Here is a 25,941-nt window from a genome sequence, read left to right as displayed (position 1 = left end):
TTAGTGCTGCCGACGCGCCAAAGCCTCGGGATCGGCGCGCCGTCGCTCGCGTTTGACGAACTCTCTCTCGACGTGGTGTTCGGCGATGAAGCTTTCAATCACCGCGCGCACTAGCTCAGGCATCGGTACGGCTTCAACCAGATTGTCAGCGGCTTCGGTAAACCCCTCTCCTTCCGCGGGATCAGCGGTCGCGGCGGCGATCGCATAAGGCCAGACTCCCTCGGATGGGCTCAAGACCACCCAGAGGCTCGGTGTGCCGGAGGCGACATTGTCGCAATAGCGCGCGGTTTCCGATACGTACAGGTCAACCGATGCGCTGCCGGCATAGAACCAGGTCGTGCCGCCCTGTTCGCGCAAGATTGTCCAGGCCTCCGTGTCCAGTTTGTCAGGCAACACGGCAGTGCTCCGCCAGATGAAATCGGCCCAGGGCGAATCCGCCTTGCGCCGTTCGACGATGATACCGACAGGGATACGCTGGAGTGGCAGGGCAGCGCTCATGAGATGGCTTCCAAGCGCCTGATCGGGAGTCCCCTCAACAGGTTCTGCGGTTTCATGCGGAGCTTCTGATCGGCTGTCATAGCCAGGATCAGATAGACCGGTTCACCCCGCAAGGTCTCTATGGCGAGCTGAGGATCCGCAAAGGTCAAGCGAAACAACGAAAGAACTCGCTCCGCGCTGGGTCCGTCCAGCTCCTCGTCGTGCCAAAGCCGATCGCCCATCTTGGTGGCGTCAGCGTCCAACCCGACATACCAGGCCAGCTTTACCTCGCGCACTTCCGTCAGCGGTTCAATAGCAACATCGATCCCGAGCAGATGGGAGACCCAGCGGGTCATTGCCTGTGCCAGCGCGCGAGGGCCTCGCCCGCCTGCGGTGAAATCGAAGGCCATATCGAACTGGTCACTGCGTTTCCAATAGTTCTCGGTATTTTCGTCGCTTAACACATCGAGCTGAGCGTCAGCCTTGGTGCCCAGCATCGAGATCAGCGACAAGATAGGGGTCGGGCTACGACCGCCGACAACCTCCTCATCGCCAAGCAGCAAGGCCTGTTCATGCGGAAGGATCCGTTGCGGTCGGAAGAACAGCTCGGCGGCGCGCAGCACCAACACATCCTCGTTGCCGTCGAGCGCATTGCGCAAAATCACATGCACGAGCTGATTGATGAACAGCGGCGGCAGGTCGTTTGACGACGAACGCAGGACCGCGAGATACGCAGCTTCGAGCGTCGGGTGCCGCAACATGAGATCGCGAAATGCCACCACGAAGCGCCAGTTCTCCCGCGCGTCCTCATCGGCGATCGCAGCGAGCTCTTCGGCTGCGACCGCTCGGCGCGGATCAGCAAGCATCTCACGGTGCAGTCTTCGTTCGACCGCGCACGCGTCCTTCGGCGGCATCAACTCGGGACGGGCAAAATAAGCCTTCAAGAATTCGTCGGTGACACGAAGCCTGCCGCTCTCGTCGCGATCGAGCAGATGATGGCCGCATGCGATCCAGAAATCACTCATCGGAGGAGCGACTCCTGGGTCCCATCAGAATAGTTAAGATCGCTGTCGGATTTGACATCATCCTCGATTTCCATGAACGAAAACGCCTTGCCGTGCCGCTGCCCTTCCCTCAGTTTCAGCTTGCGGAAGCCCTCACGGACTTCGCCATCGCCCGCCGAACGGTGGACCGCAATGAGCGAGCTGATCGGGTGCGTGCAAAGGGACTGCGCAAAGGAGACTTCCTCTTCTGCAGCGGTCCTGGCAATTGCCATGTCCGGTGCGCCGAACCGATCAACGAGTTGCCTCGCAAGGAGTTCGATCAGCACCTGGCAATCGTCCTCGGTCGCCGGAGCGATCTGCGCCAGCGTCGACCATCCCCAGGACTGCACACCGAGAAAGCCGCCGCGGAAGGCGGCGCGTGCCTTGCCGCTCAGCTTCGCCGGATCCTGGTCGCAGAAGCGGAACGCGCCGGAGACAGCCCATTCGCCTGGCGTTGCCGGCACCTCGAACACGAAGGTGTCGGAGGGATCCAGCGCGACGGTGCGTAGAAGTTTGACGGTCTTTTTCAACGCTTCGGTCCTCCAAGCGTCGGATCGAGCCAGGATGGCGAGGCCAAGGCATTCACGAGGTCTGCCCGCTCGGTCTTATCACTACCTATGCGGCGCGTGAGCAGATCGCCGCAATCATCGATGCGTCGAACAGTTTGCCGCTCGCGAGGGATGCGGCTGAGATATTCGCGCGCGACGCCGTCAAATCCATCGGCCTGCCAGCTGTCGATCGCCCGCATCAGGTGCCGCGCAAAGCTCTCTGTCATCTGCACTGCGCCGGCCTCGCCGAACCCTTCCTCATCCAGGGCCGAGGCGAGCGGGCGAACACCGGGATCACCATCGTGCATCATGACTGTCCGGATCATGGCCCCGAATACGAGCCAGCCCGGCTCATCCTCGTCCGCGGGTGCGGGCCAGCCAAGCCGTCCCCCTCCGACCAGCCCACCGTCGATCGTCACCGCATCGGGCCAACCGACCACAACCTTCTTGGCGGGCGGCGCATAGGCGCGCAGGGCGTCCGTCAGAGCAACCATGCCGGCGTAAAAGGCGCGGCGTGCGGTGGTCAGCGGCTCGGCCGGCTCCAGCACCACCGCGAACTCGGCGAGGTCGAACCGTCCTACATAGACCAGCGTGCCGGCACCGCTTTCGGGTGCAATGCGGCATGCATGGGCGAACGCGTCTCCGCTCTCGCGCAACCGGACCAAGGTAAAGGGCGGCGGCAATTGGATCTGTTCCGCCATGGAAGTGTGGCTGGTTGGGATCGACCGCAGGCCTTCCTCCACTTTCTCCTTTTTCCCGATTGACAATATCTATACGAGGCAAAGGATTAGCGCGAGTCCGTCATTCGTCGCCTTCTCGGAGGGATGAACCTGGAGCAGCCAGCGAAGACCATCCTGATTTGCTCGTGTGAAGACACGATGCGGCTTGACGTGACCGCAATCAAGCGCGGGTGCGGCAATGGCGACATCAAGAGTTTTCGTCACCTGTGCGGCGCCGAGCTCGACCACTTTCGCGCATGCGCAAAGGCAGAGAGCCCTCTGACCGTTGCCTGCACATATCAGCAATCCTTGTTTGCGGAGCAAGCCGGCGGTCGTTCCGCGCCGATTGCTTTCGTGAACATTCGCGAGACGGCAGGCTGGTCGACCGAGGGCGCGCAAGCAGGCCCCAAAATGGCAGCGCTGCTCGCGGCCAGCGCCGTGCAGGCGCCCGATTATCCGCTTGTCACGCTCGCCAGCGACGGCGTCATCCTGATCTACGGCCGAGATGAGGCAGCGATCGAAACCGGATTGCTGCTTTCGGATCACCTCGATGTGACCGTGATGCTGAGGCAGCCGGGCGAGAACATCCTGCCTGTGGCAACACCCTTCCCGGTCGTCAAGGGAACCATCCGTAACGCCAGAGGACATTTTGGCGCGTTCGAGCTCACCATCGACGACTACGCTCGCCCGCATCCCTCCTCGCGCGATCACTACGTCTTTGAAACTCCACGCAACGGCGCCACCTCGCGTTGCGACATCATCCTTGACCTATCGAGTGAGAGACCGCTGTTTCAGGCGCATGATCTGCGCGACGGTTATCTGCGGGCCGATCCCAAGGACCGGGGCGCCATGCTCGGCGCCGCCCTGAGCGCGCGTGATCTCGTCGGGCGTTTCGATAAGCCTAAATACGTCGAGTTCACGCCCGATCTTTGCGCCCATTCGCGCTCGAATCTGACCGGCTGTCATCGCTGTCTTGATCTGTGTCCCACGAATGCGATCACGCCAGCCGGCAATCATGTTGCCGTCGATGCCGAGATTTGCGCCGGCTGCGGCCAATGCGCCGCCGCCTGTCCGACGGGCGCCGCGTCCTACGCGTTGCCGCCCGCGGACACCCAGCTTCAGACCATCCGCGCCATGCTGCTCGCCTATCATCAGGCAGGTGGATCGAACCCCGTCCTGTTGCTGCACGACCGCCAACACGGCACGCCGTTGATCGACGCGCTGGCGCGGCACGGGGATGGCCTACCTGCCCATGTCATCCCTCTGGCCGTCAATGAGGTGACGCAGATCGGGCTTGAGGCCGTCATCGGCGCATTTGCCTACGGAGCGACCGCGTTCCGGTTTTTGCTCCGCGGCAAGCCGCGACATGACGTGACTGGACTGACCCAAACGATCAACATGGCAGAGGCCATCCTTTCGGGCCTCGGATTTGGCGGGCGCCGGGTTACTGCGATCGAAACTGACGATCCGGATTCAATGCTGGAGCAACTGGGGGGCATCGAGCGGCTTGCTGCGGTGAACACGCCTGCGACCTTCAAGACCGTCGGCAAGCGGCGCGACCTGCTTCGATTCGCGCTGAGCGAACTGCATCGGCTCGCACCGAAGCCGGTCGACGTCATTGCCTTGCCTCAGGGCGCTCCGATTGGAGCGGTGAGTGTTGATACCGATGGATGCACGCTGTGCCTGTCCTGCGTTTCCGTCTGCCCGACGGGCGCGCTCCGCGACGATCCCGACCGCCCAGTGCTCAAATTCGTCGAGGATGCCTGCGTGCAATGCGGTCTCTGCCAGAGCACCTGTCCCGAGAAGGTCATCACGCTGAGGCCCCAGATCGATTTCCGCGCTGGCCGCGCGCCGGCGGTTGTGATCAAGGAGGAAGAGCCTGCCCTTTGCATCCGCTGCGGCGCGCCGTTCGGCGTCAAGAGCACGATCGATCGCATAGCGGCCAAGCTCGAGGGCCGGCATTGGATGTATCCGGCCGGCACCAAGCGCCTCGACGCCGTCAGGATGTGCGCGGATTGCCGTGTGATCGTGATGAGCGAACAGCGGTTCGATCCGTTTGAGGGCGTGCCCGAACGCGCGCCGCCCCGAACCACCGAGGATTATTTGCGCCGGCCGGACAGCAAGACGTAGGCGCGACGTCCCTCGTCCAGGTTAGGGCCTCGCCTATTGCGAGGTCGCCCGGGCCAGGAAGTCGGTCAACGCCCGGCGGTCTTCGGCCGATCCGATGCGCTGCTCCGGCATCTTCGTTCCCGGCGTGTAGGCGTTGGGCCCGACTTCAAACAGCTTTGCGACGGTCTCGGGGCTCCAGACGATATCCATCGTCTTGAGCGCCTCGGAAAACCGATAGCCCGAGAGCGAGGCGATTTTCCGTCCGAACAATCCGGCAAGCGTTGGCCCTGCACGTTGCGGCTCCTTGTTCGACAGCGTGTGGCAGGCAACGCAAGCGCGAAAAACATCGGCGCCGTGATCGCCCGCATAAGCGGCCAGCGGATCCGCTGATGTCCCGAACAGATTCGAGCCGACCGGCTCACCGGTATGCACGTTCCAGCGCCGGATCTTTCCGTCCGCACCTCCAGTCACGAGCGTTGCCGCATCATGCAGGAACACGACGGACCAGAAGGGGAAACCCGGTCCCACAAGTGTCCGCAACACACTCCGCGACTTGCGCTGCACAATGGCAACCGTGCCGTCGATGCATGCGGCGGCGATCAGCATCCCATCATCGGAAAGCGCCAAAGCGACGATCGGTGCCAAGCCCGCGGCCACCTGGCCCTCCAGCTCTCCGTCCCTCGTCAGCATGCGCAGCTTGCCGTCAGCCCCTGCCGCGACGATCTCGCCATCAGGCGCGATGGCGGCGGCGTTCAATGGCGCTGGCAATTCCACCGTCTCAGGCCGGCCCTCGGGCAAGCGCCAGATGCGCAACGCACGATCATAACCGACGCTAACGAGCGACATGCCGTCTGGAGCGAAGGCCACACCGTTCACATTCTGCGCGTGACCCTCGAACACCCGGGCGGCGCCATCAGCCAACGACCAAAGGCGCACGCTATGGTCCCAAGAGGCCGAGGCGAGGCTCGATCCGTCCGACGCCACGGCGATTGCCACGACGGGAGCGGTATGCCCCTCGAGGACTTGATCAGGCTGTTGGCGGCCGGCTGTCCATACCGCCAGCCGGGCGTCGGACCCTGCGGTGACCATGCGGCCGTCCTGCAGGAAAGCAACGGCGTTAACGGCGTCCGCATGATACCTTAGCACCTCGCCCGCCGCGTTGGTCTTAAGCGACCAGCGGATGACGGAAGTGTCGAAGCTGCCCGACAACAGGCTGTCGCCATCAGCCGAAACGGCAAGCGCACGGACGGGGCCGCCGTGACCCGCAAGCTGCGCGTGCGCCGCTGACGCAGCAACAATCTCCAGGAGGGTTGCGGCAACCCGGGCGCACGAAACCCATCGCATCAATCACTGCCAGCCATGGTCACTCTATGCAGTCAAGAATGCCCGAAATAAGTGTCCGCGGCACCGCGCTTACTTCTCCGGCGCAACGACTTTCTTGGACGAGCCCTCGGGCGCCGCCTGCATCCCGGGCGGGCTCTGGCCCTGCGGACTCTCGGCGGGCGCGCCGCCCGAACCCGTATTAACCGGGCCGGTCCAGCCCTGTGGCTGCGGCTGGCCCTTCTCTTCGGGAACCGTCTGTGGCGCAGGCGCCCCTGTCTGACGGGATTGGGCGAGCGCACTATCGAAGGCCACGACCGCTGCCAAGCATAGTATGGATGTCAGTGCCTTCACGGCCAGACCCTCCTTCTGGGGCGCAAGCTTCAACGAGGAAGGATCGGTATCCGTTCCTCGACGCGCACTGCGTCAGTTCGCCCACCGCCCGCAATCTTCCCTTGAATCGCGGCAGCGCGAGTCCTAGCCTTGGTTTTTGCTCGTCATGTCAAGGAAGAAGGCATGCTGGGGCAATCGAGGCCATTGCTGCGGATGATCTCATGGCTACGCGCCATGCGCGTGTTCTTGATCGCTCCAGAGCCAGCTACCCGAGAAGCCTCGCCTCTGCTCGCTTTTACGGTTGTCGTGCTCATGCTGCTCCTCGTCATATTGGAAGTGGACTTGCATAGCGCCGACCTTCAATCGCTGGGGTTGATGAGCGATGCATTTTCGATCGATCCGGTTTTTAACAGCCCCTAGATCCGGCAGCAACTGCGGGCGAGCCTGAATCGTTCGCCACAGTAGCTCGCGGGAAACTGGCATTAGGATGCGTGCGGCTTGTAAATGATGGAGTTTGCACATGAAGGCTTTTCTGCTCGGTTGCGCTGCAGCTCTCGTGATCGCATTTGCAGCAATGGCGCTCTTGGATCAGGTGCAGGAACCCGTCGCTCAGGCGTTTGCTACGACCGGTGTGCGCCTGTAAGACTGCCCGCCACAAGATGCGCCGGGGCGGCCGCTTGATGCTCGGCTACCATCTCCACGAGGTGAGGCGCGGGCTTCCATGACATCGCTACAAGGCGATCCCTTGTCGGAGTATTGACCGCGCCTCAAGGGCAGAATGCGATCAGGCACCATCAAGAGTGGCACTTCTCCCTTTCAGTCGAAGTACGACGTTCAGCAACATTGGAACGCTCTTTGTCGGAGCGGTGGCTTGCGGCCTGTCACTCTATCGGTGAACGTTCGATAACGAGCAATCAACCTCGTCGCTCGATCGCACCCGGTGCGGCCTTGTTCTTATCTGTCAATGTTGTTGACGGTAGTCCTCCGGAGTTGCTGTTGCGCCAAACGCGGTCTGGGATGCGGCGTTCAGCGCATCCACTCGACGTCAGGACAATTGCCGCACGCATTCGTATCTACATCAGAATTGGAGATGATCATGCGCAGCATAGCACTGATGATCGCATTCGTGATTTCGTTGACCGGCCTAGCATCGGCTCAGAAGGCCGAAATTGAAGCGATCAACGCCAAATGGATTGAAATGTTCAACAAGGGCGACTTCTCTGGAATTGGGTCACTCTACAGCACGGATGCGACTGCATTCCCGCCCGGCTCTGCGATGGTGCAGGGCCGAGCAGCCATCGAGACAATGTGGAAAGGCATGGCGGAGCAAGTGGGCGATCCGAAACTTACCACCGTTGACGTTAAGCCACTTGGCCCTATGGCGGTACGCGAGATCGGCACCTTCGTGCTGAAGACCAAGGGACCGACACCACAGGAAGTGACTGGAAAATATGTCGTGGTTTGGGAAAAGGTCGGAAATGATTGGAAGCTCGCCACCGATATCTGGAACGAAGGCAAGTAGCATCGTTCGCAGGCCTGCTTCGCGTCAAAAGCTTCCGAACGTCAAGGCTGTTTCATTGGGCATGAAAGGGCGGGCTCTGCAGGCTTGCGCCTAATGGATTTTTCTGGATCTCCCGGTGCACACGTCGTGCACACGCGGCCTTCTAATTATCTGAAAAACTTGCGCTCTCGCTCCAATCCATCATGGGCAAGTTTGAGCTAGCTCCAGCAATCCATGTCCCGAGTGGAGCCAATCAAAGAAACGTTCGTCCACTCCCCTGCCCACCGCACGTTCAAATCGTGAAGCTGCCGCCGCTTCGACCGCAAACGGCTTGGACTTTGCGTGCCGCGAGAGATCCGTCCTACGTTTGAGTGGACAAGCGGTGGGGCGGAAGGGATGTGATTCACCCTGGTTTTACGCCAAGACCACCCCCCCGCAGTTCGAAAGCTGCCCGCACTGCAATGGCCGTCTATTGCGGGTAGATAGCTTCCTCCACGTCGCTCTGGCAAAACAGTCCGTGCCTTCAAGTGCACCGATTGCCAGAAGCTCACCTGGGACGACTAGGGCGCCTCGGTGGCCCCCTCTTTCATTCGCGCGGGGGCGTTAGACCGTAGCCTTACGCTCTTAAGGCGGGGTCTGCCGATGTCGTGTTGATGGATCTGCAATATGCGCCACAGGTGCTCGCCTCAGTTGGCTATTCGACAATGGAGGACATCATAATCGATGTCGCAAAACAGGAACGGGTCGGGCTGTTCTCTCGTTTTGCTCTGATGCGAAACTCGGTCAGTGCCGGGGTTGCGCAAAGCGCGCTTGTAACGTGGGACGGATTGCACAACACCGCCGATGGTTATGATTGCATTGGACGAGGCCTTGCCCGAGCCATCTCAACGAGTGCGCGTTGAGAGGCCCTAGCTCAGGCGAGTCGAAGGCTGCGAGTTCGCATGAGTTTGGGCACCGACCGTGACAGCGATCCCGAGCGTGCAGATGCCCACCAACGCGAACAAAGACCGCTTGTCGTCGACAATCACCGCATCTCTCGCGGCGGTGACAGCAATTCGCGCCGACGCTGTCAGGAGGTGCGCTCATGCACCATTATGCCAGCCAACTTGTTGACCTGTTACTGGTGCTTCTCGCCGCGTGGATGGTGCCGGCCACCATTTTTATTATCTACGTCTATTTCGCTCGCCTTAAGAATCCGGTCAGCGAGTCGGTCTTTGGACGCGTGGTCATCATATCCTTGTTCTTCATAACCACGTCGATCTGGCTCCCGATAATTCTGACCGCCATAGCCCTATCATTGATGGGTCATTTGTGGTTCCGCTTCAGGGGGCAAGTACGCAAGTAGCTCGATTTGCTAGAGGCGAAAAAGATGGAGTCGAATTAGAGCAGCCCCTCAGTAAACAAAAAAAGGGAAGCGAAGCAATGCCCGCGTTTCTTCCAGCTCTGACGATAGCTGCTATCAATTTGATAACAATCGCCACGGCCGCAGAATGGCGACCGCAGTTTCTCTCAGCGTGCCAAAACGGTTGCGCGCAGCATGGTGGCTTTTCGACGGACGCTTGCTTGCAGATTTGCAACTGCATGGCCTCAGAATTGGAAGCGAAATTTAGTACCGAGACTCTCGGCTCCATTGATCCCCCGAGCGCTGAGCAACTACGCCAAACTAATGAAATCAGAACGCTTTGCGTCCGGCTAGTACTAGGACGTTAGAGCTGTTGCCATTGGCATGGAGGTCATCAACTTGACCCTGACGTACCTCTCCGTCTTTCCTAGCCGCAAAATTGGCTGCGCCGGCTGTTCGAGCACGATATCGCGCCGACGGCGAAGCGGGTCACGATCCCAGTCAGCCGGCCGTTCTTCGAGACGCTATATCTCCGTTACGACGAGCGCTTCGTCTAGGCTCGTGCACGGAGACGAAGTCGCGCGAACCATGCTCCAGGAAGGTATGAGCCTCGCCACGCTGATGGACACGATGTTCTCCGCGCCGATAGCACATCGCGATGCCGTTCGATACGTCGCGAGTGCCTTAGATGACTTCGCCATTACACCAGAACTTGGCCCGGTCCGGCATCTTCGTTACCTGTATGATGATCAGCCCGGCTCATTTCGAGTCGTGATATGGAGATAGCCACGCCAACCGGTACGCTGTCCAGCAACGACCTTTGGCTTCGGCTGCCCGTCTAACCATGCTCTGCAATGCAACCGTGCTTCGACGATTAGCCGGAGCCCCTGCCCTACGTGCCGGCTTTGTAGGTCTTGATAGTGCCGACCGGTACGTCACAGCATCAAGGCGCCGCTGCAGCTCATCGACGCCCTTTCCCCCCATGGCCTGAGCCCAGTTGGCCGCGATGATCCAACTGCTCCCCCGCCCGTTCACGTCGGCGAAATTGCGAGATCGGTGACGCCGAGCGAGGCCTGAAATCTTGATTTCACTTGCGTCCTGCGTGCAGGATGGCAGCTCTCCCAAATCCGCGAGGGATCGACCTTCCGAGCACGAACGCGACGAAGAGCGACTGCAAGAAAGATTTTAGAAGCTAGCAATTGAATCCGGCGTGTGCAGAAAGTATTCGCAGTTGAGCGGCGCGAGGCGTGCGAAAAGGACACTATGCCTGTCGAAGTCGCGAGAGCCCAGCAGGACGAAAAGGTTCACATCCTTGCCGGCGGATGCCCATAGAGGCATCACGATCTCGATTTGGACGTATCGCGATTTGGCCGAGTTACCGTAGTTCCTTGCCGTAGTTATTTCTAGAGTTGTCCAAGGCTTGCGAAAAATGAACGTCTTCGCGAGGGTTTAGCGCCCACAGTTTGGAGGAGTGGATATCCGCGGACCACGAGTTATGATAGCTACCGCCCATTCAACCTGGCCAGGAGCCGACTGGTTGGCAAGGTTCGCGTTTGAACTCTCCCGGTACTGTGCCTGGATTTCCAATTGCCTGCCCCCGCCGGCCGGGTGTCGATGGACAGCTTCGCGGCGGGGTTCAAACCAATCGGACCACCATGTCGTCTAGCTCCAACGCCAGTATCGCCAAGAGAGCGCGCACGAAGGCTGAGGCGGATTTTGCCACCTGGCTCATGATGGCCAAGCTGGGTGCTTTCGATGACCTGCCGTCCAGCGCCCGAAGGTTTCTGACAAATTATCAAACCCGGCTCGAGACAATGAGCGAGGCCGAGTCCACGGCTCTAGCCGTTCGCGAGGTCTACAGCGCTTATTACAGCGAGATGGGAGGCATAGGCGCTGCGCCGGAACTAAAGGCTCGGACGCCTACGACAGAGGGCAAACTCGTGCGGTCCCAGAGACCGCCTGGACCTCAACCGGGTCAATCGGCTGTGCGCCAGTCGACGAGGCCAATGACCCGAAAATGCCTCCCAGCAATGCTGATTTTCGCGAGCATGGTGGCACTGGTTGTCGCCTTCGGATTTCTAGCGCAGTAAGATCGCCCGCGGAATGTGTGCAACGTCCGCTTTTGCCCCCATAGCGACCTAACTAGCGGAGATCGTGCACTTCGCATTTGGGCCAAAACGGAAGTCACCACCTCATTCGATCGTGTTGTTGGCACAGGAGATCCCGGGCGGCATTTCGACACCGAGCGCTTTTGCAGTTCTAAGATTGATGATCAATTCAAATTAAGTCGGCTGCTCAACGGGCACATCAACCGCTTGGCGCCTCGCAAAAGCTTCGCGACCTGATGGGCGCAGTGACGAAAAATGACGCTGAGACGCGACAATCTCCGAATCGAAGGGGAGGTCTGAAATTGGCCATTTCCGGACACCGGCATCACAACAAGACAGCCTATGCGGTCCTCACCGGCGCGGTGAGCGCCAGCGCCGCCACGGCATCCGCTATTCCCGCAGCATCTGCATAGGTAACCATGTGACCGGCATCCTCGACCAGATGCAGCACCGAGCTGGGCAACACCTCGTGCAGGCGGCGCGACTGGTCGGCCTCGATGAGCCGGTCACCCTTTCCATGCAGGATCCTAACGGGAGACCGGATGCCCTGATACTGGAGCTGCAACTGCGCGGCAGCTGGAATAAGGAACGCGCTCTCCTCGGCGGCCGCCCTCAACTGCTTGGGCCGGAGAGCCAACGAGAACGGAAATTCATTCTTGAATTTCGGCGGAATGGCACGCGGCGCGAACAGCGTGCGCATCAGCTTCGGCGTAATAGCCCACGATATGATCGGCGAGATAGTGTAGCGCATCAGATCCCCGAGCAGCGGCAGTGCCGGACCTGACATGAGCCAAAAATCCATCCGAAAGGTTGGAAAATAGTAGCCGGACACAAGCACGAGCCCACTCACGGCATAACCGCTTCGCAGCGCCAGCGCGATTGCCACCAGCGTTCCCCAGGAGTGGCCGAGCACCACGGGATTGCGCACTCCAAGCTGATCAAGAGCCTTCGCGAACAAGGAAGCTTGCGTTGTGGCCGTCCAGATGCGCGTGCGCGGACGGTCGCTGTAGCCAAATCCTGGCCGGTCGAAGCAAACGACGCGATAGTCTTGGGCCAGGCGGTCGACCAAACCGCTTAGGATGAGATCCTGAATCATGCTGCCGTTCCCGTGAAACAGGACCACGCAAGGGGCGGCGGTATCGCCCCGTTCAATATAGTGAAGGCGCACTCCGTCGCACTCGGTAAAGACGCCGATCGGGGGATTCTTTCGCTCCGCTGCCACCTGAAACGCGATGTTGCCGAGGATCAAAACGACAAGTCCTGCCAAAACGATCATCAGCACGGCTTCTGTTGTGGACATGGTGTCAACCTATATGCGCTATGGCGGGTACCTCGGATTGGCGGCACCGAGGCCGCTTAAGGCCGATGCTGATTCGGCTCCCTCGTTGTGAGCCGCGCTGCCCAGCCGAAAGCAAGCAACCGCGCGTGCGTGATCCGCGGTCGCTTCCATCCTTTGCCGCAGCGGATACGGCGCAGTTATCGTCCCGACAGAGCGGTGAGCTCTTGGGGCGGGTCGATGCGCCAGAACGGATAAGCCGCCAGTTCTTTCGAATGCAGCCCGACCATATCGAGCCGTCTGTTTGTAAACTCCGTAATGACGCCAAAAAATTCAGTCGGTGACTTGATCGTCGCAAGTCTGAGGCCGAATTCAAAAGCAAATTGCGCGTTGGCCGCGGCTATCTCAAGAAGCTTCGATTGATACGCCTGCATGTTTGCCGTCGCTAAAGCAACGCCTTTCGTTGGATCGCTATCCGTGATTCTCGGACTGAGGTCATCCGGTAAGGCATCCACCCGAGGCTCAATGAAAGGAACCTCGTGTTTAGAGTCATCATAAAGGCCAAGGGGCGGTTCAATCGAGACTGCCGCAACAGAGCGAAGTAAATCCTGTTTCGGGCTTCGAACAATGGCCTGCTTGTTCTGTTGGGCCCGCGCGGCCATTTTCGGATTCCGGGCGCGCTTCGGCGCTGTCGCCGGCTTGCGTTTGCTCATCTGACACTCCAAGAAAATGGGGGGCGACCACAACAAACATTTCTGAAAGGACAACAGGCTTTGTGACGTGGCGTTCCAAGCCCTGTGCATTGTTGGAGTCCCGCATGAACTGAGATCAATCGGACGGTCTGCGCTGTCGAGGATGATTTTAGGTAGCAACTCCAACCAACAAACGTCTAGCTGGCGATCTTCCAGACCTATGCTCAACGGCGTCAGTCTGAGAACGATCAGGCCTCCGCGCGTTGCGCTCTCCGAAGAACCGCTTTATCGCCGACGTTCTCATCACGGACGTCAAGCCGCCCGGAGACATCGACGGATGGCACATACCGAACGTTGCCGAGCGGATTATCCCAAAGTCCCGTTGATCTATGCGACCTGTTTCTCGCGGGTCGCGCCCAGCGCTGGCGGATAGAGGCCGGCTTCGGCGCCGCCAAGCGGTCCGGACGCTCGGCGACGTGCTCGAGGACAACCTGAGCGCCCTGTGAAGCCAGACTACCCACCGAGCGAATGCTCGAGGAAGAAGCGCAGCATTTCCCTCGTCGCATCCGGCCCTTGCGGATCAGTGTAGGACCCGGCGGGGCTGCCGCCTGACCACGCGTGTCCGGCGCCATCGATGGTCCAATGTTCGGAGATCGCCCGACCGGCCCCATCGATCAGGACGGTGCGAGTGTAGGCATGGCCGTGGGGTACGCGTCCGCACGACATCGAATGCGCCCGCAAAGAAGACTGGCGACCCCTCTTCGGCGAAAGCCATGGCCTGCTCCGCCGAAAGTGAGAATGCATTTTTTTCCGGATGGTAGTCGATGTATCCTGAGGCGGCCTGCCCGGACAGCCATTCGCGCAAGTAACGCTCATGCAGTCCGGTCTTCTTCGCAAGCTCGGACGGAGTGATCACGGCACCATCCGCCATCGCCTTGTAGAGCCCGAGGCGATCGCCGAGCAGTATGCTTGCACCGCCAAGCGAGATGCTAAGGTCGCCGACCAGCTTTCCTACCAGCGCGTTCAATTTTTCGACGTTTGGTTCACGCATTTCAGCTTCCTCCTCTTGAGAACAACCCAGCCTTTCAAACTAGCGTGGGATGACCGGCAGATTGCGAGTGAAGGAGTTCACGTTTCCACGAGTGGCCTGCGTCGCTCGATATCAGCTTTGGGTCATCGCGTCTGTCGTTCGGCAGTCGAGCGGCTTCCGCTCGGCTCCCGCGCGGCCAAGCAGCGGCGGCACCTGCCAGGGGCAGCCAAAACTCGTGGTACTATCAGAATTGCCTCAGCCGCGGATCATCGCGTAGATGCTCCAGGCCAAGCGATTATCCGGGCATCGGTTTCGAACGTATGTAGCTGCCCAAGCTTGGTTGGCTCAGTTCGTCTTAGCGAACTTGTACGTTCCCTTCTTGTGGCCAATGACCTGACTGACGCCTTCGAAGTTGCTCTTAAGTGGGTCTATGGTGACGACGAGCGCAGCCTGGAGACCTTCAAATTTCCCCGTTCCACCAGTGATGTTGCAATTGTTGGGGGATCCAGGCATCCAGTCGCACTGCTCGAACAACTGATCGCCGTCCTTGTCGACGTAAGTACAGTATCCGTGAATCTCCGCCGTCTTTGCCGACGAATCCGTAAGGCGGCTCAGCTGGCAGCGTCCACCCATGTTGTTGAGTACAGGGTTTCCAGCCTCGTTCGAGGCTGCCATGGCTTGGTTGATAAAAACAAACTCTTTGCCGCCGCCGATGGACATTGGCTTGGGCGCTGGAATCGGCGTAGCGGTGAATATGACTGAGACCGAACCTTCCGGCGGCACGCTCTGAGCAACGACGCTCGAGCTGGTCAGAATGGCAACCAGCAAAAACGATGCGATGAGTACACGATTAATAGCCATCGTTCCCTCCCTTTATGATGGCGCAGAGAACTTATGCGAGCGAGCAGGCTATGCCCTGAGCAACGCTCCAGCAAGAGTTACAGACCAAACAAAGAGTAGCACGGTGTCGCAGGCGGAGCTCAGCAAGCAAAGGTGCGTCAGTAGAGCTGATCCACTCGAAATTTTTGGGCGGGCACATCCGCCGCGAATGAACATTTCCGGTCGGGTCCATTCGCGTCGGTGTTGGCCGGAGCTAACGTAACAGCCGACCTTGCAAAATCGGCCCAACAGCTGACATTCGAGGTGTGAAGAGGCCGTCGACCCAGCAAGCGAATAGGCTTGCTTGCTATTCCCGAACCCCTCCCTTCCTCAGCCCATCGAGAATGTCGTCGATCTCTTGACGAAACTGCGGGTTCGTTGACATTGAGTAAACAAGATCACGGTACCAATGGATCGTGAAGTCTGGTCGCAGTTTGTTCAATTCAGTCAAGCTCCGCTGTGCCTGTTCCAATTGCCCCGTGGCTCCATAAGCCGAAGTCAGATCGACATAAGCGTACATGTGCGAGTTGTTCAAATTGACCGAGCGCCCGCATTCCTCGATAGCTTCTCCATATTGGTGCAGGTGCAAGTGTGCATGGCAGAGCCAGAAGTGCCATTGGAAAGCAAAAGGATCTCTGGGACTAAGACGGAGAGCCAACTGGACCGGAGAGAAGGCTTCGCGCGCGCGCCCGGAGGCGACGAGTGCAATTGCTTTAGCAGCGTAGGCAGCTGGATTATTTGGATCAATTTCGAGCGCGGCATCGTATTCAGCCAATGCCTCCTCAGGACGTCCAAATAGAAGAATGGTTCCCTTGGTCGTATGAGCACTCGCGCTTGCCGGGCTTTTGGACAGAACTCTGTCGATGAGGTCGATCGCCTGTTTTTTGTCTTCAACAACGGACGTAGACCATCGGTTGTTCACACCAGCGGCTAGACACCGCGCTTTGCCAATCATGGCCTCGACGTTGTCCGGATCGAGGCGCAGCGCGTTATCGAATAGGTCCTTTGCCTGGCCATTTTGGACCTTCGACTGCGGCCCATAGAGCTTTGCCCAGCCGCGCATCGTGAAGTCCGTAGCGTCTGGATTTCTCGATCGGTCCACTTCGCTGCGACGGCTTTCGGCTTGGATCAGTTCGATGTTAAGCGAACGAGCGAGCCGCGCCGTGATCTGGTCCTGCAAGGCGGCGAGGTTCGTACGGTCGCCGTCGAAACGATCGGACCAGACGTCCCGAGCGCTCGCGATATCCGTAAGTGATACGTTGACCCGAACCTGATCCCCGTTGCGCCGCACCGCGCCCTGGACCGCCCAGCGGATGCCAAGGTCCTTGCCGAGCGTCCTGAAGTCGATCTGCTTGTTCTTGTATGTAAACGCCGTTCCGCGTCCGATAACGAACGCGCCGGGCATTTGCGCGAGGTCGGTCGTCAGGTCGGTCGTGATGCCGTCGGCGAAATAGTCCTGCTCCAGATCATTGCTGACGTTTGCGAACGGCAGAATGACAAGTGACAAGCGGGGAGCAATGTCGGGCCGGGCCGTAGCTTCCCTCTGCGTCTGTTGCTTGTCCGGAAACACGTCGGTGCGAAGCGTCTTCCACACAGTCCAATAGCCGACGAGGCCACCCGCGATCGCACCGATAGCCGCGATCGAAGCAAGCGCCCCGCCAATCAATCGCATTCGCACCCGGAGGCGACCCTTAAAGCGCGAGCCGATGCCGGTTGGTCCGGAGGCTCGTCGTCGGATGGCGTTTCGTTCAGTGGGTCACTATCGGATACTGGTTTATTCGGTCGGTCGCTGGAGACTTCAGAGTCTGTCACCATTGCCTCCCCGCACGGGCCAAACGCCCGGATGCTCGAACCTAGCAGAGTTTTGTGGCTTTGCGTTGGTCAAGGTTGCTGACTGAGTTCATGGCGCTTACAAGTTGTTGCAGTGATGCTGAATGGACGTCCGGGGTCAAAAGCAGCGGTGGACGCCAAGTTGGATCGGCGTCCGGTTTGGCCCTGACAGCCGACATGACATGCGCTCAATTCACCTTCGGGTAAGGGCCAACTGCGGAAATTGCTCAGATCGTCTCATTGCGGAAACCAGCCCGCCGCAGGCCGTTCTCAAATCGTTTGAGACCATCGCGTTCTCGCGGGCGCCGGACCGGTCTTAGGATTTGCCTAACCATGATGAAGTAGAGGTCCCGCGCGAGTGATGCCGCCGATTTGACTAATCGAGAAGCCGCACTCGTTGGAACGGCGCAACCCGATTCATAGCTAAGCTAGGCCTGGTTCTCGCTTGGCGAAAATGCAATGCGTCCCATTTTGGCCTTGTGCCTTTTGATCGCCCTGTGCGGCGTTGCGAACGCGGCGCCGGCGCACCACGCCCACCGGCACGCTGTGGTTCGCTCCAATCAGGGCACGTTCGCACCGGGCTCCGCCTCGAGCTTTGCCTACGCGCCACTTCGCCAGCCGCTCCAAGACCGGTCCGGCACCCCGGACTGCGACAAACCTTAACCGTATTTCGGCGCTTGTCAGGGATATGCGCCTGGCGAAAAGAAGCAATTTCTCGATGGTGTGAGACAAGGTGGTTAGATCGCTCAAACATATCGGATGATCTTAACAACTGCGATCGCTGAAGGGCAAACGAAGGTCTCACCGACGTCAGCAACTGGTCAATCGCGTCGGTCGGGCGCTCGGCTAACCGCTTCCGGTCTATCCCGATAACCGGACAACATGAAAGCTCGCCGGGCTTCGGATTCGGGCCAAGAGGCGACATCACTCGATTACCTCATCGGCACGGCCGAGCAGCATCGCTGGCATTTGGAGGCCGAGCGCTTTCGCGGCTTTGAGATTTATGACCAACTCGAATTTGGTAGGCTGGTAAAAAGGGATGTCTCCGGGATTGGGCGCCTTTTAGAATCATAGCGACAAGGCTGGCGAGGCGGCGATAGACGTCCACCTGGTTGATCGAGTAAGCCATCAGTCCACCAGCGTCGGCAAATTCGCGGAGCGGATAGATTGTTGGGATCCGGCTCTTCGCCGCCAGTTCAACAATCATCGCGATATAGGCAGCGTGCTCAGGTTCTTCAGATATCATGAGCGCATCCGTTCGATCTTGTTCAGCGACCTGAAGACGCGCTCATACTCTGCCTCGTTAAAGGCGTTGCCCAATATAGCCGGTGACAACGCAATGCCCGCTCGTTTAGCCGCCTCCCGCGCCGCCGCACCTCTCGCATCCTCCCAGAATGGTCGTGATGCAAGGTAACCGACGGTGGACAGCTTCTGCATCGCCTCGACCAGCAGCCCCATACGTTTCCCAATAATGTCTAGCGCCTCCGGCGATAGTAACGCCTGTGATGTTGCCGCCCGGCCGCCCGATGTTTGCTACAAGTCCCAAAGCAACCGGATCGATGACTATCGTCACAATCGGGATGTCGTCGTCGCCATCTTAAAGTCCAACGATAGACGACCCCCCACCGCTAAGATCAAGTCGGGATTTGTGCTGACGACATCGCGCGCAAGTGCGGGATAGCGATCGGTTCGCCCTTCCCCAGAGTACCTCTCCACTCCGAGGTTTTTGCCCTCAACGTAGCCAAGACGACCTAGCTCGTCGAAAAACGCGCCGTACCACGGTGGACCGCTCACGGTCATTCTGCTGACGTTGCTCGCCGACTGAACGAAGGCCATCCGCTTCATCTTCGCCGATTGCTGCGCGCGGGCCGCAAGCGACCACGTCGCGGCCGTGCAGCTGAAAAGCGTGATGAAATCGCGCCGTCGCATATATCCCCCTGAGGGAACACTTCATCGGCGCCTCAACCCTAGCACCTTGCGACGACGGGTGGAAAGAAACAGTCAGTTGACCAGCACGCTGCGACCCGATGTCCGCTAATGGAATGGTCCGGCCGTGCTGCGGCCCTGCCAGTACGAGAAGCTGGCAAGGGGCGCCCAAGACAAGGAGCACGCCATGTCTCAGAAACTCGACGCTTCGCCCGCCGTCATCGGCATCGATATCGGCAAGAACTCGTTCCACATCATTGGTCAGAATCAGCGCGGCGGCATCGTGCTGCGGCAGAAGTGGTCGCGCGGCCAGATGCAAACGCTGCTCGCCAACCTGCCGCCGTGCTTGATCGGCATGGAGGCCTGCGTCGGCGCGCATCACCTCAGTCGCAAGCTGCAAATGCTTGGCCACGACGCCCGCTTGATGCCGGCGAAATACGTGCGCCCCTATTCGAACGGACAGAAGAATGACTTCCGAGATGCGGCAGCCATCGCCGAGGCGGTCCAACGCCCGACCATGAAGTTCGTCACAACCAAGACCGCCGACCAGCTCGACCTGCAGCCTCTGCACCGCGTGCGCGAGCGATTAGTCGGTCAGCGCACCGGCGTCATCAATCAGATCCATGCGTTCCTGCTGGAGCGGGGCATCGCCGTGCGGCAAGGCCTGCGCTCCCTGAGGTCCGAGTTGCCGGCTATCCTCGCGACGCGCACCGATGTGCTCTCGCCTCGCATGTTGCGCATCATCGAGAAACTGGCGGGCGACTGGCGCCGGCTGGATGACCGTATCGAGGACCTCTCCAGCGAAAACGAAGCATTGGCCCGTCAAGACAAAGGCTGCGAGCGACTGATGACGGTGCCCGGCATTGGCCCGATCATCTCTCGAGCGCGATGGTGGCTGCGATCGGCACTGGAGACGTGTTCTCGAAAGGCCGCGACTTCGGCGCCTGGCTTGGACTGGTGCCGAAGCAGATATCGACCGGCGACCGCACGATCCTCGGCAAGACATCAAGGCGCGGCAATCGCTACCTGCGCGCGCTGTTTGTGCAGGCCGCGTGGGTTGTGCTGGTCAAGGTCAAGGGTTGGGAGCGCTATGGCCTCAAATCTTGGATCGAAGCCGCCAAGAAACGATTGCACCACAACGTGCTGGCGATTGCGCTCGCCAACAAGCTCGCCCGGATCGCCTGGGCGTTTCTCAACAAGGGACGCGCCTTCGAGTGCGTCAACACGGAAGAGACGGCGTCCCGAGCTGCCTGATCCTCGCACCGTGCTCGGGGCCGTCAAGGCGCGGCCTGACCGCGGTAGAGCAAGACGTCAGGACAGCACGACGGCCGGCCTTGACGGCCCTTGTGCGCGGCGCGTCTGCGCGCGCAGGCCGGGACAAAGGAACGACCGCCAGGCACGAACTAGGGAACAGCACGAAGTGAGGTGCGATCGATGACGTAACCAACATCCCTTACCCGCCGAGGCCTGCGAGAGGAATGAGACAACGATGGAGGACCGGTCTTCCCGGCGCATGCGAACACTGGTGACCCGAATGGCCCGTTCGAGGCCTGTCCGCTAGTTAGCTCGAATGCGCGCTGATATCCATGATGGCCCGGAGCACAACACGCTCCAATCAGAGGCCGGATACATTGATGCAAGACCGCATCTGCCAGGTTGACGAAACCTCTTGCAACGCGCGGCCGGACCATACATCCGGGTCAAAAGCAGCGGTGGACGTCAAGTTGGATCGACGTCCGGTTTGCCCCTGACAGCCGACATGACACGCGCTCAATTGACCTTCGGCTAAGGGCCACTACCGGACTCATGCACCGCGGCAAATGTATTGCTACTCGATTGTCTCTCCGTAGGATGGGACCACAGGCTGGCGGGGTAAAATGATCTCTTTTCGAAGGTTGGTGACGGGGATTGTCGAAGCAATGGCGGGCCGACAGGCGACGGTCGCCGATAATCGATTCGAATCAAGCGTTTAAGTGACGTGAAAGACGGCTTCGCCTACAGGTTGTCGTCGTAGCGCTGCAGATTGCATGCGAAAAGCGCGACGGAGGCTGAGACACTGTCATGACATGGCCCCTGCCGTATCCAAGGCGCGGTGATGTGATGGGTATTCTATTCATCGTCGTTCTGCTGTGCCTTATCGCTTTCAGCTTCTATTGGTTTCCAACTTCTAAGCCGAATAACGGCTTCGGTCCGGATTGGGATTGCACCCCTGTCCCTAATGGCCAACCGATTTGCATCAAAAAGCTAGGTCAGTGAACGCGGTTCGCTGACGGAATTAGACATGCAGATGTCCGATGTGCGCCATAAGCTGCGTTCGTCAGAAGTAGAAGCTGGCAGCGACGCTCTGCATCGCAGCAATCAGCGACGAGCCGGCAAATCTTGACTGCGCGCGCGCTGGTCAATGGCGGCGTTCTCAACATCATAGTCGAACAGCCATCTGCGGAATGCGGAGGAGTTTGCGACCTCGCGATCGCGTTGTTCGAGGTCTTCATATTTCGAATCAAAACGCAGTCCATTTTTCCGTGCCTCGGCCTGAATGACGTCAGTCCGGACACGGCGCATTTTTTCGTACTGCGGCAAAATGGCCGGCACCTCGACCGCATCTCGTCCCTCAAGAAGGACAGCCAGAGCGATGCCGTCTTCGATCGCCTGGTTGCCGCCCTGCCCCAAATGCGGAAGCATGGCGTGGGCGGCGTCACCCAATAGCGCGAGCCGCCCATTCGTCCACGATTGCAGCGGCTTGCGGTCATACAAGCCCCACCAAAAGCAGCTCTGCACCGCTTCAAGCAGTCTCACGACAGGCGCGTCCCATCCGATGAAGGACGACGCGAGCTCGTCGCGGTCTCCGATCGCGGACCAGGATTCGGCCTTGGCGTCGGCGCTAGGGACAAAGCCGACATAGTTCAGCATCCGGCCAGCGCGCACCGGAAATACAATGAAGTGCTTTCCGTCCCCCATCCAAACCTGATGGGCTGCCTCTCGCCATCCCGGAAGTTTGTCGCTGGCAATCAAACCGCGATAGGAGCGGACACCGGAATATTCCGGTAGCGTCGGCTCAACCACATACTTCTGCAAGGCAGAATGTATGCCGTCCGCAGCGATCACGACATCGGCTTCGATGGTTTCCCCATTCGCGAATTTCAATCGCGCTGCGACCACGCTCTGCTCGAATCCGATGCAGCGATAGCCGGCTTGAATGGATTCTCGGGGAATGCTTGCCGCGAGCACATTCAGCAAATCGGCTCTGTGCATGCCATACATGCCATTCCAGCCGCTGGAGTCGGTCGTGACAACAGAGCCGACCCTGGTGCCGTCGGAGCGGCAGTATTGTGATGCATCGCCGATCTTGGCACCGATCTTGGCCAGAGCCGGTCCCAGCCCCATTCGCTCGAGTTGCCGCAGCGCGTTCGGAAAGATCGACAGGCCGGCACCGATCTCGCCCAGCGCATCGGTCTGCTCGAAAACCATGACGTCGATGCCCCTTCGACGCAGGGCACATGCTGCGGAAAGACCGCCTATTCCTCCACCGACGATGGCGGCCCGAAGCTTCATTTGAACCTCCCCCGTATCCCGAGGCCGCACTACCTTGCTACATTTTTCAAATCGACCACGCGGCTGATCTGCTCGATGCCCGTTCGCTGCCGTTCAATGGCCGCGGAAAACTCACGGGGCGTGCTGCCGAGGACTTGTGCGCCACTTGCCTCAATTCGTGAGCGGACCGAGGGATCGGCGGCCACCGCCTTCACGTCCTCGGCAATCTTGTCGCGCAATGCTGCCGGCATGTCGCGCCAGCCGAACAGACCTGCAAGACCCTCAATTTCCATTTCAGCAAAGCCGGACTCAGCAACCGTCGGCACGTCGGGCAAGCTTGGTTGGCGTCCAGGACTCGTGACGGCAAGTATCCGCGCCTTGCCGGCAACGACGGAAGCTCTCACCGACAGCAGGGCGTGGGAAAGGATTTGGATGCGTCCCTCGCCAAAATCCGCCTGCTGGGCCGAGGCGTCCCGATAGGGGATGTAGATCTGCTTGAGCCCGTGCCGCGCCAGCATTGCCGCGAACACGAAGTGTGGCAGGCTCGGACCCGAACTCCACGACAATTCACCGGGCTTCGCTCGGGCCAGTTCGGCCAGCTCCTGTAGCGAGCGCACTGGGAGGCGGTCGTGGACCGCGATGACCAGGATGGAACTAGCCGTCGAGGCGATCGGTACCATGTCCCGGGACGAATCGTAGGGAAGTGAGTCCTGCAATAGCGGGCTCACGGTGACCATCGAGGCGGTCCCATAAAGAAGGGTGTGATCGTCCCTGGCGTTTGCAAACGCGCCGCCACCGACGACGGCATCGGCGCCGGGCCGGTTCTCGACGATGACGGGCTTGCCCCAACGCCTACTCAAACCGTCAGCATAGAAACGCGCGCTTACATCGTTGGCGGAGCCTGCGGCAAACGGTACAATGATCTTCACAATGCGCACTGGCCAAGCGTCGTCTCCACGACAGGTGGACACAGTCGCCGGGGTGGCTCCGGCAAGAAGCATCGTGAGGCCGACGACATTTCGAAGGTTTCGCAACCCCATTGGCTTCTCCTGAGGCAGCCTTGAAGGAGAATTTCGAAAAGTGTCTTGAAACGCCATGTTGCCACCATATGGATGGCACCGCGTTCGCAATTGAGCCGCTCCCAGTAGAGCATGGCTGAGGGATCACTGTCCTGAATTATGATGTAATTAGCCTGAAACTTCCGCTCTATTCCTTCAGGCACTCGCCGCGAGCGACGTCGGGGTTCATGCATTGGCACAAGGTGCACTAGTCAAATCCTGAGTTTCTGCTTGTCTGGGGCGCGCCTTGCCGATCTTTCCGGCCCCCAAGCTTCCAAGATTGGCGAGAACGTACAGGCCTCGGCGCGGCATCAGCTTCGCCGGGGCCACCGACGCGGAGATAGTCCAAGACGATGAACGCAGAGGCAGATCGGCAAGGAGGTTTGGAGTTGGGTCGCCGCTGGGCAGAGCATGCCTCGGCGCATGAGCTTGCACCATGGTGAGCGGGTCGTTTGGTGATCTCAGCCAAATTCTGCCACCGGACGCATCTGATCAGCTCGTTGGCGGCTTTCGCGAAGGCGTGTTGCGCGTCTGGCGCGGAGCTTAGGACGAGCTCAGCACAAGGGCGCCTGGATGAGACCAAGCGCCCTTGCACCCCCATCATCGGCTGATCCAAGGTGTGAGTTCTAAGAAATCGTTGGGCGAGCCGAGGAACGCTGGATTACCGAGCGAATCAATATTCGAACCTCTTGTTGCAACTGAGGCGGACGCGCGTTTAACTGCTGTCGCCGCTTACGTCAATTCTAGTGACCGACCTTCTAAAGGGATCTTCACCATCGAGCTTTTTCACGAACGACAGCTCACCATGATGTATGTGAGTGTTCGCGGCGCTCTCGCGTCTGATGACCCGCAGAAGGCTAATGGCCAGCAGCCTCGTTTCCAAGCTCGCGAAACGTCCGATCGGCAGGAGCACGCCGCCAAGCTGGAAACCGCAATGGTTCGGCGGAGTACGTCCTTGGAGATTATCGGCCCGAAAAGGTGGCGCGGCTGCCTCTCTAGAGTTCTGCTTTAGGGAAATTTAATGGATCGTTGCCGACGTTGAGTTTATTGTTATCGTCGCGGCGACACGCATCTGGTTGCTATCAACCGGGCCTGCTCGGTTGGCAGTCCCTTCACGGGAGGCCGATGCTAAAAGGTTGCATGATTGCTGCTTTCGCGCTGTCTTTTCTGAGCCTGTGGGATCATCAATATCAAATGGCAAGTATACTGACGAGGCTATCGCGATGGCAAAGCACATCACGCGTTCGTTCGGCGTCTGACGTTCAGAGTTCCTGGGGCAGTAAACGCCGGAAAGTGTTCGGATTGCGGATCGAAATTGCGATCCGGGCTGCGCATAGATTCGCGGAGCACCTGATCTGCGTGACATGCGAAGCGCGATTTTACGTCGTGCCGAGACGGCCGCTTGCCACCGCGTTCATTCGGCAATGAAAAGTACAGGTGATTTCGTCAGGGGTTGCCGAAAATAAGCACGCTTTTCGAGGTGTTATTCTCCGCTTGCGGTTGCCCGATCCCCGTTGGGTGGCGTGCGGACGAATCATGCTTACGGCAACGGAGTTCGATCACTTAGCGAATGCCCTCGCTCAGAGGAAGCCGCGCCGATGGCGGCTAGACCAAAGAAGCAGCTGCACTGACCTTTAGTTGAGGTGCCGTTCTTTTGAACCTTGGCTTGAATTGCGGGACTCACGTCAAAGGGCAGTGGCGATGAAGGGCCGCCCATCACAACATGGAGCGATTGTAGCTATCGTCGCTCACCAGCGGCAGCCGCAACGGATTAATGGTTGACAGCCTTAGCCGCACCAAGCCAGCCGATCGGCCGGTGATATCGCGGAGGCAAAGAGATGTTTCCAGCGAAACTTGCGGCGTTGTTGTTTGGCTCAGCGTTGCTACTGACGCCAGCACTCGCACGTGATGATGGCCGATACGACCACTCTCCGCTGAAGTCATGGTTCGAAAGCTTGCAGAGCGAATTTGGAAAGTGCTGTACCGATGCCGACGGATACATAGTGTCCGACGCGGATTGGGAGTCCAGTCGTGGGCGTTACCGCGTCCTCATTGACGACGAATGGGTGATCGTACCTGATGGCGCGGTCATCACACAACCCAACCGTTTCGGCCGCACAATGGTCTGGAGGCACTACATCGACGGCCATCCGCGTGTCCGATGCTTCATGCCAGGCAACATGACTTGATGCGTTTAGAAGGTAGTCCGCTTCGGGCGA

Annotated in this window: 22 protein-coding genes and 4 pseudogenes; 9 read left to right on the top strand and 17 right to left on the bottom strand. The window is 59.5% G+C overall.

What is annotated here, in order from left to right:
- Genes ACIPUD_RS15140 through ACIPUD_RS15125 form a run of 4 tightly spaced genes read right to left on the bottom strand, consistent with a single transcriptional unit; the run spans position 1 to position 2,811 of the window.
- Positions 1-498, bottom strand: coding sequence for a DUF3305 domain-containing protein (locus ACIPUD_RS15140; protein WP_247523791.1), 498 nt, complete (start codon positions 496-498; stop codon positions 1-3).
- Positions 495-1,502: a DUF6352 family protein gene (locus ACIPUD_RS15135; RefSeq protein ID WP_446481000.1), complete on the bottom strand. Its 1,008-nt coding sequence runs from the start codon at positions 1,500-1,502 to the stop codon at positions 495-497. Before ACIPUD_RS15135 ends, ACIPUD_RS15140 begins: the two co-directional genes overlap by 4 nt.
- On the bottom strand, positions 1,499-2,050 hold the full coding sequence (locus tag ACIPUD_RS15130) for a DUF6505 family protein (protein ID WP_247523789.1): 552 nt from the start codon (positions 2,048-2,050) through the stop codon (positions 1,499-1,501). The genes ACIPUD_RS15135 and ACIPUD_RS15130 overlap by 4 nt, the downstream gene beginning before the upstream one ends.
- Entirely contained in the window at positions 2,047-2,811 is a 765-nt protein-coding gene (locus tag ACIPUD_RS15125; protein ID WP_446480999.1) for a biotin/lipoate--protein ligase family protein, read from the bottom strand. The genes ACIPUD_RS15130 and ACIPUD_RS15125 overlap by 4 nt, the downstream gene beginning before the upstream one ends.
- Positions 2,812-2,946: 135 nt before the next feature.
- On the opposite strand from ACIPUD_RS15125, the gene ACIPUD_RS15120 reads away from it, so the two are divergent.
- On the top strand, positions 2,947-4,917 hold the full coding sequence (locus ACIPUD_RS15120; RefSeq protein WP_446480998.1) for a 4Fe-4S binding protein: 1,971 nt from the start codon (positions 2,947-2,949) through the stop codon (positions 4,915-4,917).
- A gap of 33 nt (positions 4,918-4,950) precedes the next feature.
- Here the strand turns inward: ACIPUD_RS15120 and ACIPUD_RS15115 are convergent, their stop codons facing one another.
- Positions 4,951-6,240, bottom strand: a complete 1,290-nt coding sequence (locus ACIPUD_RS15115) for a c-type cytochrome (RefSeq protein WP_446480997.1) — start codon at positions 6,238-6,240, stop codon at positions 4,951-4,953.
- 69 nt (positions 6,241-6,309) lie between these two features.
- Positions 6,310-6,531: a hypothetical protein gene (locus ACIPUD_RS15110; protein WP_247523786.1), complete on the bottom strand. Its 222-nt coding sequence runs from the start codon at positions 6,529-6,531 to the stop codon at positions 6,310-6,312.
- Positions 6,532-6,699: 168 nt separating this feature from the next.
- Here ACIPUD_RS15110 and ACIPUD_RS15105 point away from each other — a divergent pair, with 168 nt between their 5' ends.
- From ACIPUD_RS15105 to ACIPUD_RS15080, 6 genes are all read left to right on the top strand, one after another.
- Positions 6,700-6,969 (top strand): hypothetical protein, encoded by a 270-nt coding sequence (locus ACIPUD_RS15105; RefSeq protein WP_446480996.1) that lies wholly within the window; start codon positions 6,700-6,702, stop codon positions 6,967-6,969.
- 100 nt (positions 6,970-7,069) lie between these two features.
- On the top strand, positions 7,070-7,192 hold the full coding sequence (locus ACIPUD_RS15100) for a hypothetical protein (protein WP_446480995.1): 123 nt from the start codon (positions 7,070-7,072) through the stop codon (positions 7,190-7,192).
- Positions 7,193-7,645: 453 nt separating this feature from the next.
- Positions 7,646-8,071 (top strand): YybH family protein, encoded by a 426-nt coding sequence (locus tag ACIPUD_RS15095; RefSeq protein WP_446480994.1) that lies wholly within the window; start codon positions 7,646-7,648, stop codon positions 8,069-8,071.
- A 632-nt stretch (positions 8,072-8,703) separates the two neighbouring features.
- A complete protein-coding gene (locus tag ACIPUD_RS15090) occupies positions 8,704-8,952 on the top strand; it encodes a hypothetical protein (RefSeq protein WP_446480993.1) in 249 nt (82 codons plus the stop codon).
- 182 nt (positions 8,953-9,134) lie between these two features.
- A complete protein-coding gene (locus ACIPUD_RS15085; protein WP_446480992.1) occupies positions 9,135-9,395 on the top strand; it encodes a hypothetical protein in 261 nt (86 codons plus the stop codon).
- 1,652 nt (positions 9,396-11,047) lie between these two features.
- The gene (locus tag ACIPUD_RS15080) at positions 11,048-11,482 is read left to right on the top strand and encodes a hypothetical protein (protein ID WP_446480991.1); all 435 of its coding nucleotides are present in this window, start codon (positions 11,048-11,050) and stop codon (positions 11,480-11,482) included.
- A 358-nt stretch (positions 11,483-11,840) separates the two neighbouring features.
- Here the strand turns inward: ACIPUD_RS15080 and ACIPUD_RS15075 are convergent, their stop codons facing one another.
- From ACIPUD_RS15075 to ACIPUD_RS15035, 9 genes and pseudogenes are all read right to left on the bottom strand, one after another.
- Positions 11,841-12,800 carry an alpha/beta fold hydrolase gene (locus ACIPUD_RS15075; RefSeq protein WP_446480990.1) on the bottom strand — a complete coding sequence of 320 codons (960 nt, stop codon included), beginning with the start codon at positions 12,798-12,800 and terminating at the stop codon, positions 11,841-11,843.
- A 176-nt stretch (positions 12,801-12,976) separates the two neighbouring features.
- Positions 12,977-13,489, bottom strand: a complete 513-nt coding sequence (locus ACIPUD_RS15070) for a Phasin protein (RefSeq protein ID WP_446480989.1) — start codon at positions 13,487-13,489, stop codon at positions 12,977-12,979.
- A gap of 492 nt (positions 13,490-13,981) precedes the next feature.
- Positions 13,982-14,185 (bottom strand): annotated as a pseudogene (locus ACIPUD_RS15065) (esterase); the annotation flags it as partial.
- Positions 14,186-14,249: 64 nt separating this feature from the next.
- Positions 14,250-14,519 (bottom strand): annotated as a pseudogene (locus tag ACIPUD_RS15060) (SAM-dependent methyltransferase); the annotation flags it as partial.
- Between the two features lie 324 nt (positions 14,520-14,843).
- Positions 14,844-15,359, bottom strand: a complete 516-nt coding sequence (locus tag ACIPUD_RS15055; RefSeq protein ID WP_009859176.1) for a hypothetical protein — start codon at positions 15,357-15,359, stop codon at positions 14,844-14,846.
- Positions 15,360-15,684: 325 nt separating this feature from the next.
- Positions 15,685-17,049, bottom strand: a complete 1,365-nt coding sequence (locus ACIPUD_RS15050; protein ID WP_446480988.1) for a tetratricopeptide repeat protein — start codon at positions 17,047-17,049, stop codon at positions 15,685-15,687.
- Positions 17,050-18,131: 1,082 nt separating this feature from the next.
- On the bottom strand, positions 18,132-18,218 hold the full coding sequence (locus ACIPUD_RS15045) for a hypothetical protein (RefSeq protein WP_446481123.1): 87 nt from the start codon (positions 18,216-18,218) through the stop codon (positions 18,132-18,134).
- Between the two features lie 103 nt (positions 18,219-18,321).
- Positions 18,322-18,414: pseudogene (locus ACIPUD_RS15040) on the bottom strand (hypothetical protein); the annotation flags it as partial.
- A gap of 35 nt (positions 18,415-18,449) precedes the next feature.
- A complete protein-coding gene (locus tag ACIPUD_RS15035; protein WP_446480987.1) occupies positions 18,450-18,665 on the bottom strand; it encodes a hypothetical protein in 216 nt (71 codons plus the stop codon).
- Between the two features lie 655 nt (positions 18,666-19,320).
- Here ACIPUD_RS15035 and ACIPUD_RS15030 point away from each other — a divergent pair.
- Positions 19,321-20,387, top strand: a pseudogene (locus tag ACIPUD_RS15030) (IS110 family transposase).
- A 1,104-nt stretch (positions 20,388-21,491) separates the two neighbouring features.
- Here the strand turns inward: ACIPUD_RS15030 and ACIPUD_RS15025 are convergent.
- Both ACIPUD_RS15025 and ACIPUD_RS15020 read right to left on the bottom strand, forming a co-directional pair.
- The gene (locus ACIPUD_RS15025) at positions 21,492-22,685 is read right to left on the bottom strand and encodes an FAD-dependent monooxygenase (RefSeq protein ID WP_446480986.1); all 1,194 of its coding nucleotides are present in this window, start codon (positions 22,683-22,685) and stop codon (positions 21,492-21,494) included.
- Between the two features lie 29 nt (positions 22,686-22,714).
- Entirely contained in the window at positions 22,715-23,704 is a 990-nt protein-coding gene (locus tag ACIPUD_RS15020; RefSeq protein ID WP_446480985.1) for a Bug family tripartite tricarboxylate transporter substrate binding protein, read from the bottom strand.
- Positions 23,705-25,560: 1,856 nt separating this feature from the next.
- Here ACIPUD_RS15020 and ACIPUD_RS15015 point away from each other — a divergent pair.
- On the top strand, positions 25,561-25,911 hold the full coding sequence (locus ACIPUD_RS15015) for a hypothetical protein (RefSeq protein WP_446480984.1): 351 nt from the start codon (positions 25,561-25,563) through the stop codon (positions 25,909-25,911).
- Positions 25,912-25,941: the final 30 nt, after the last annotated feature.

The organism is Bradyrhizobium sp. CAR08, assembly GCF_052871955.1.
The sequence above is the reverse complement of the archived record's forward strand: the minus strand, read 5'-3'. Positions and strand labels throughout refer to the sequence as shown.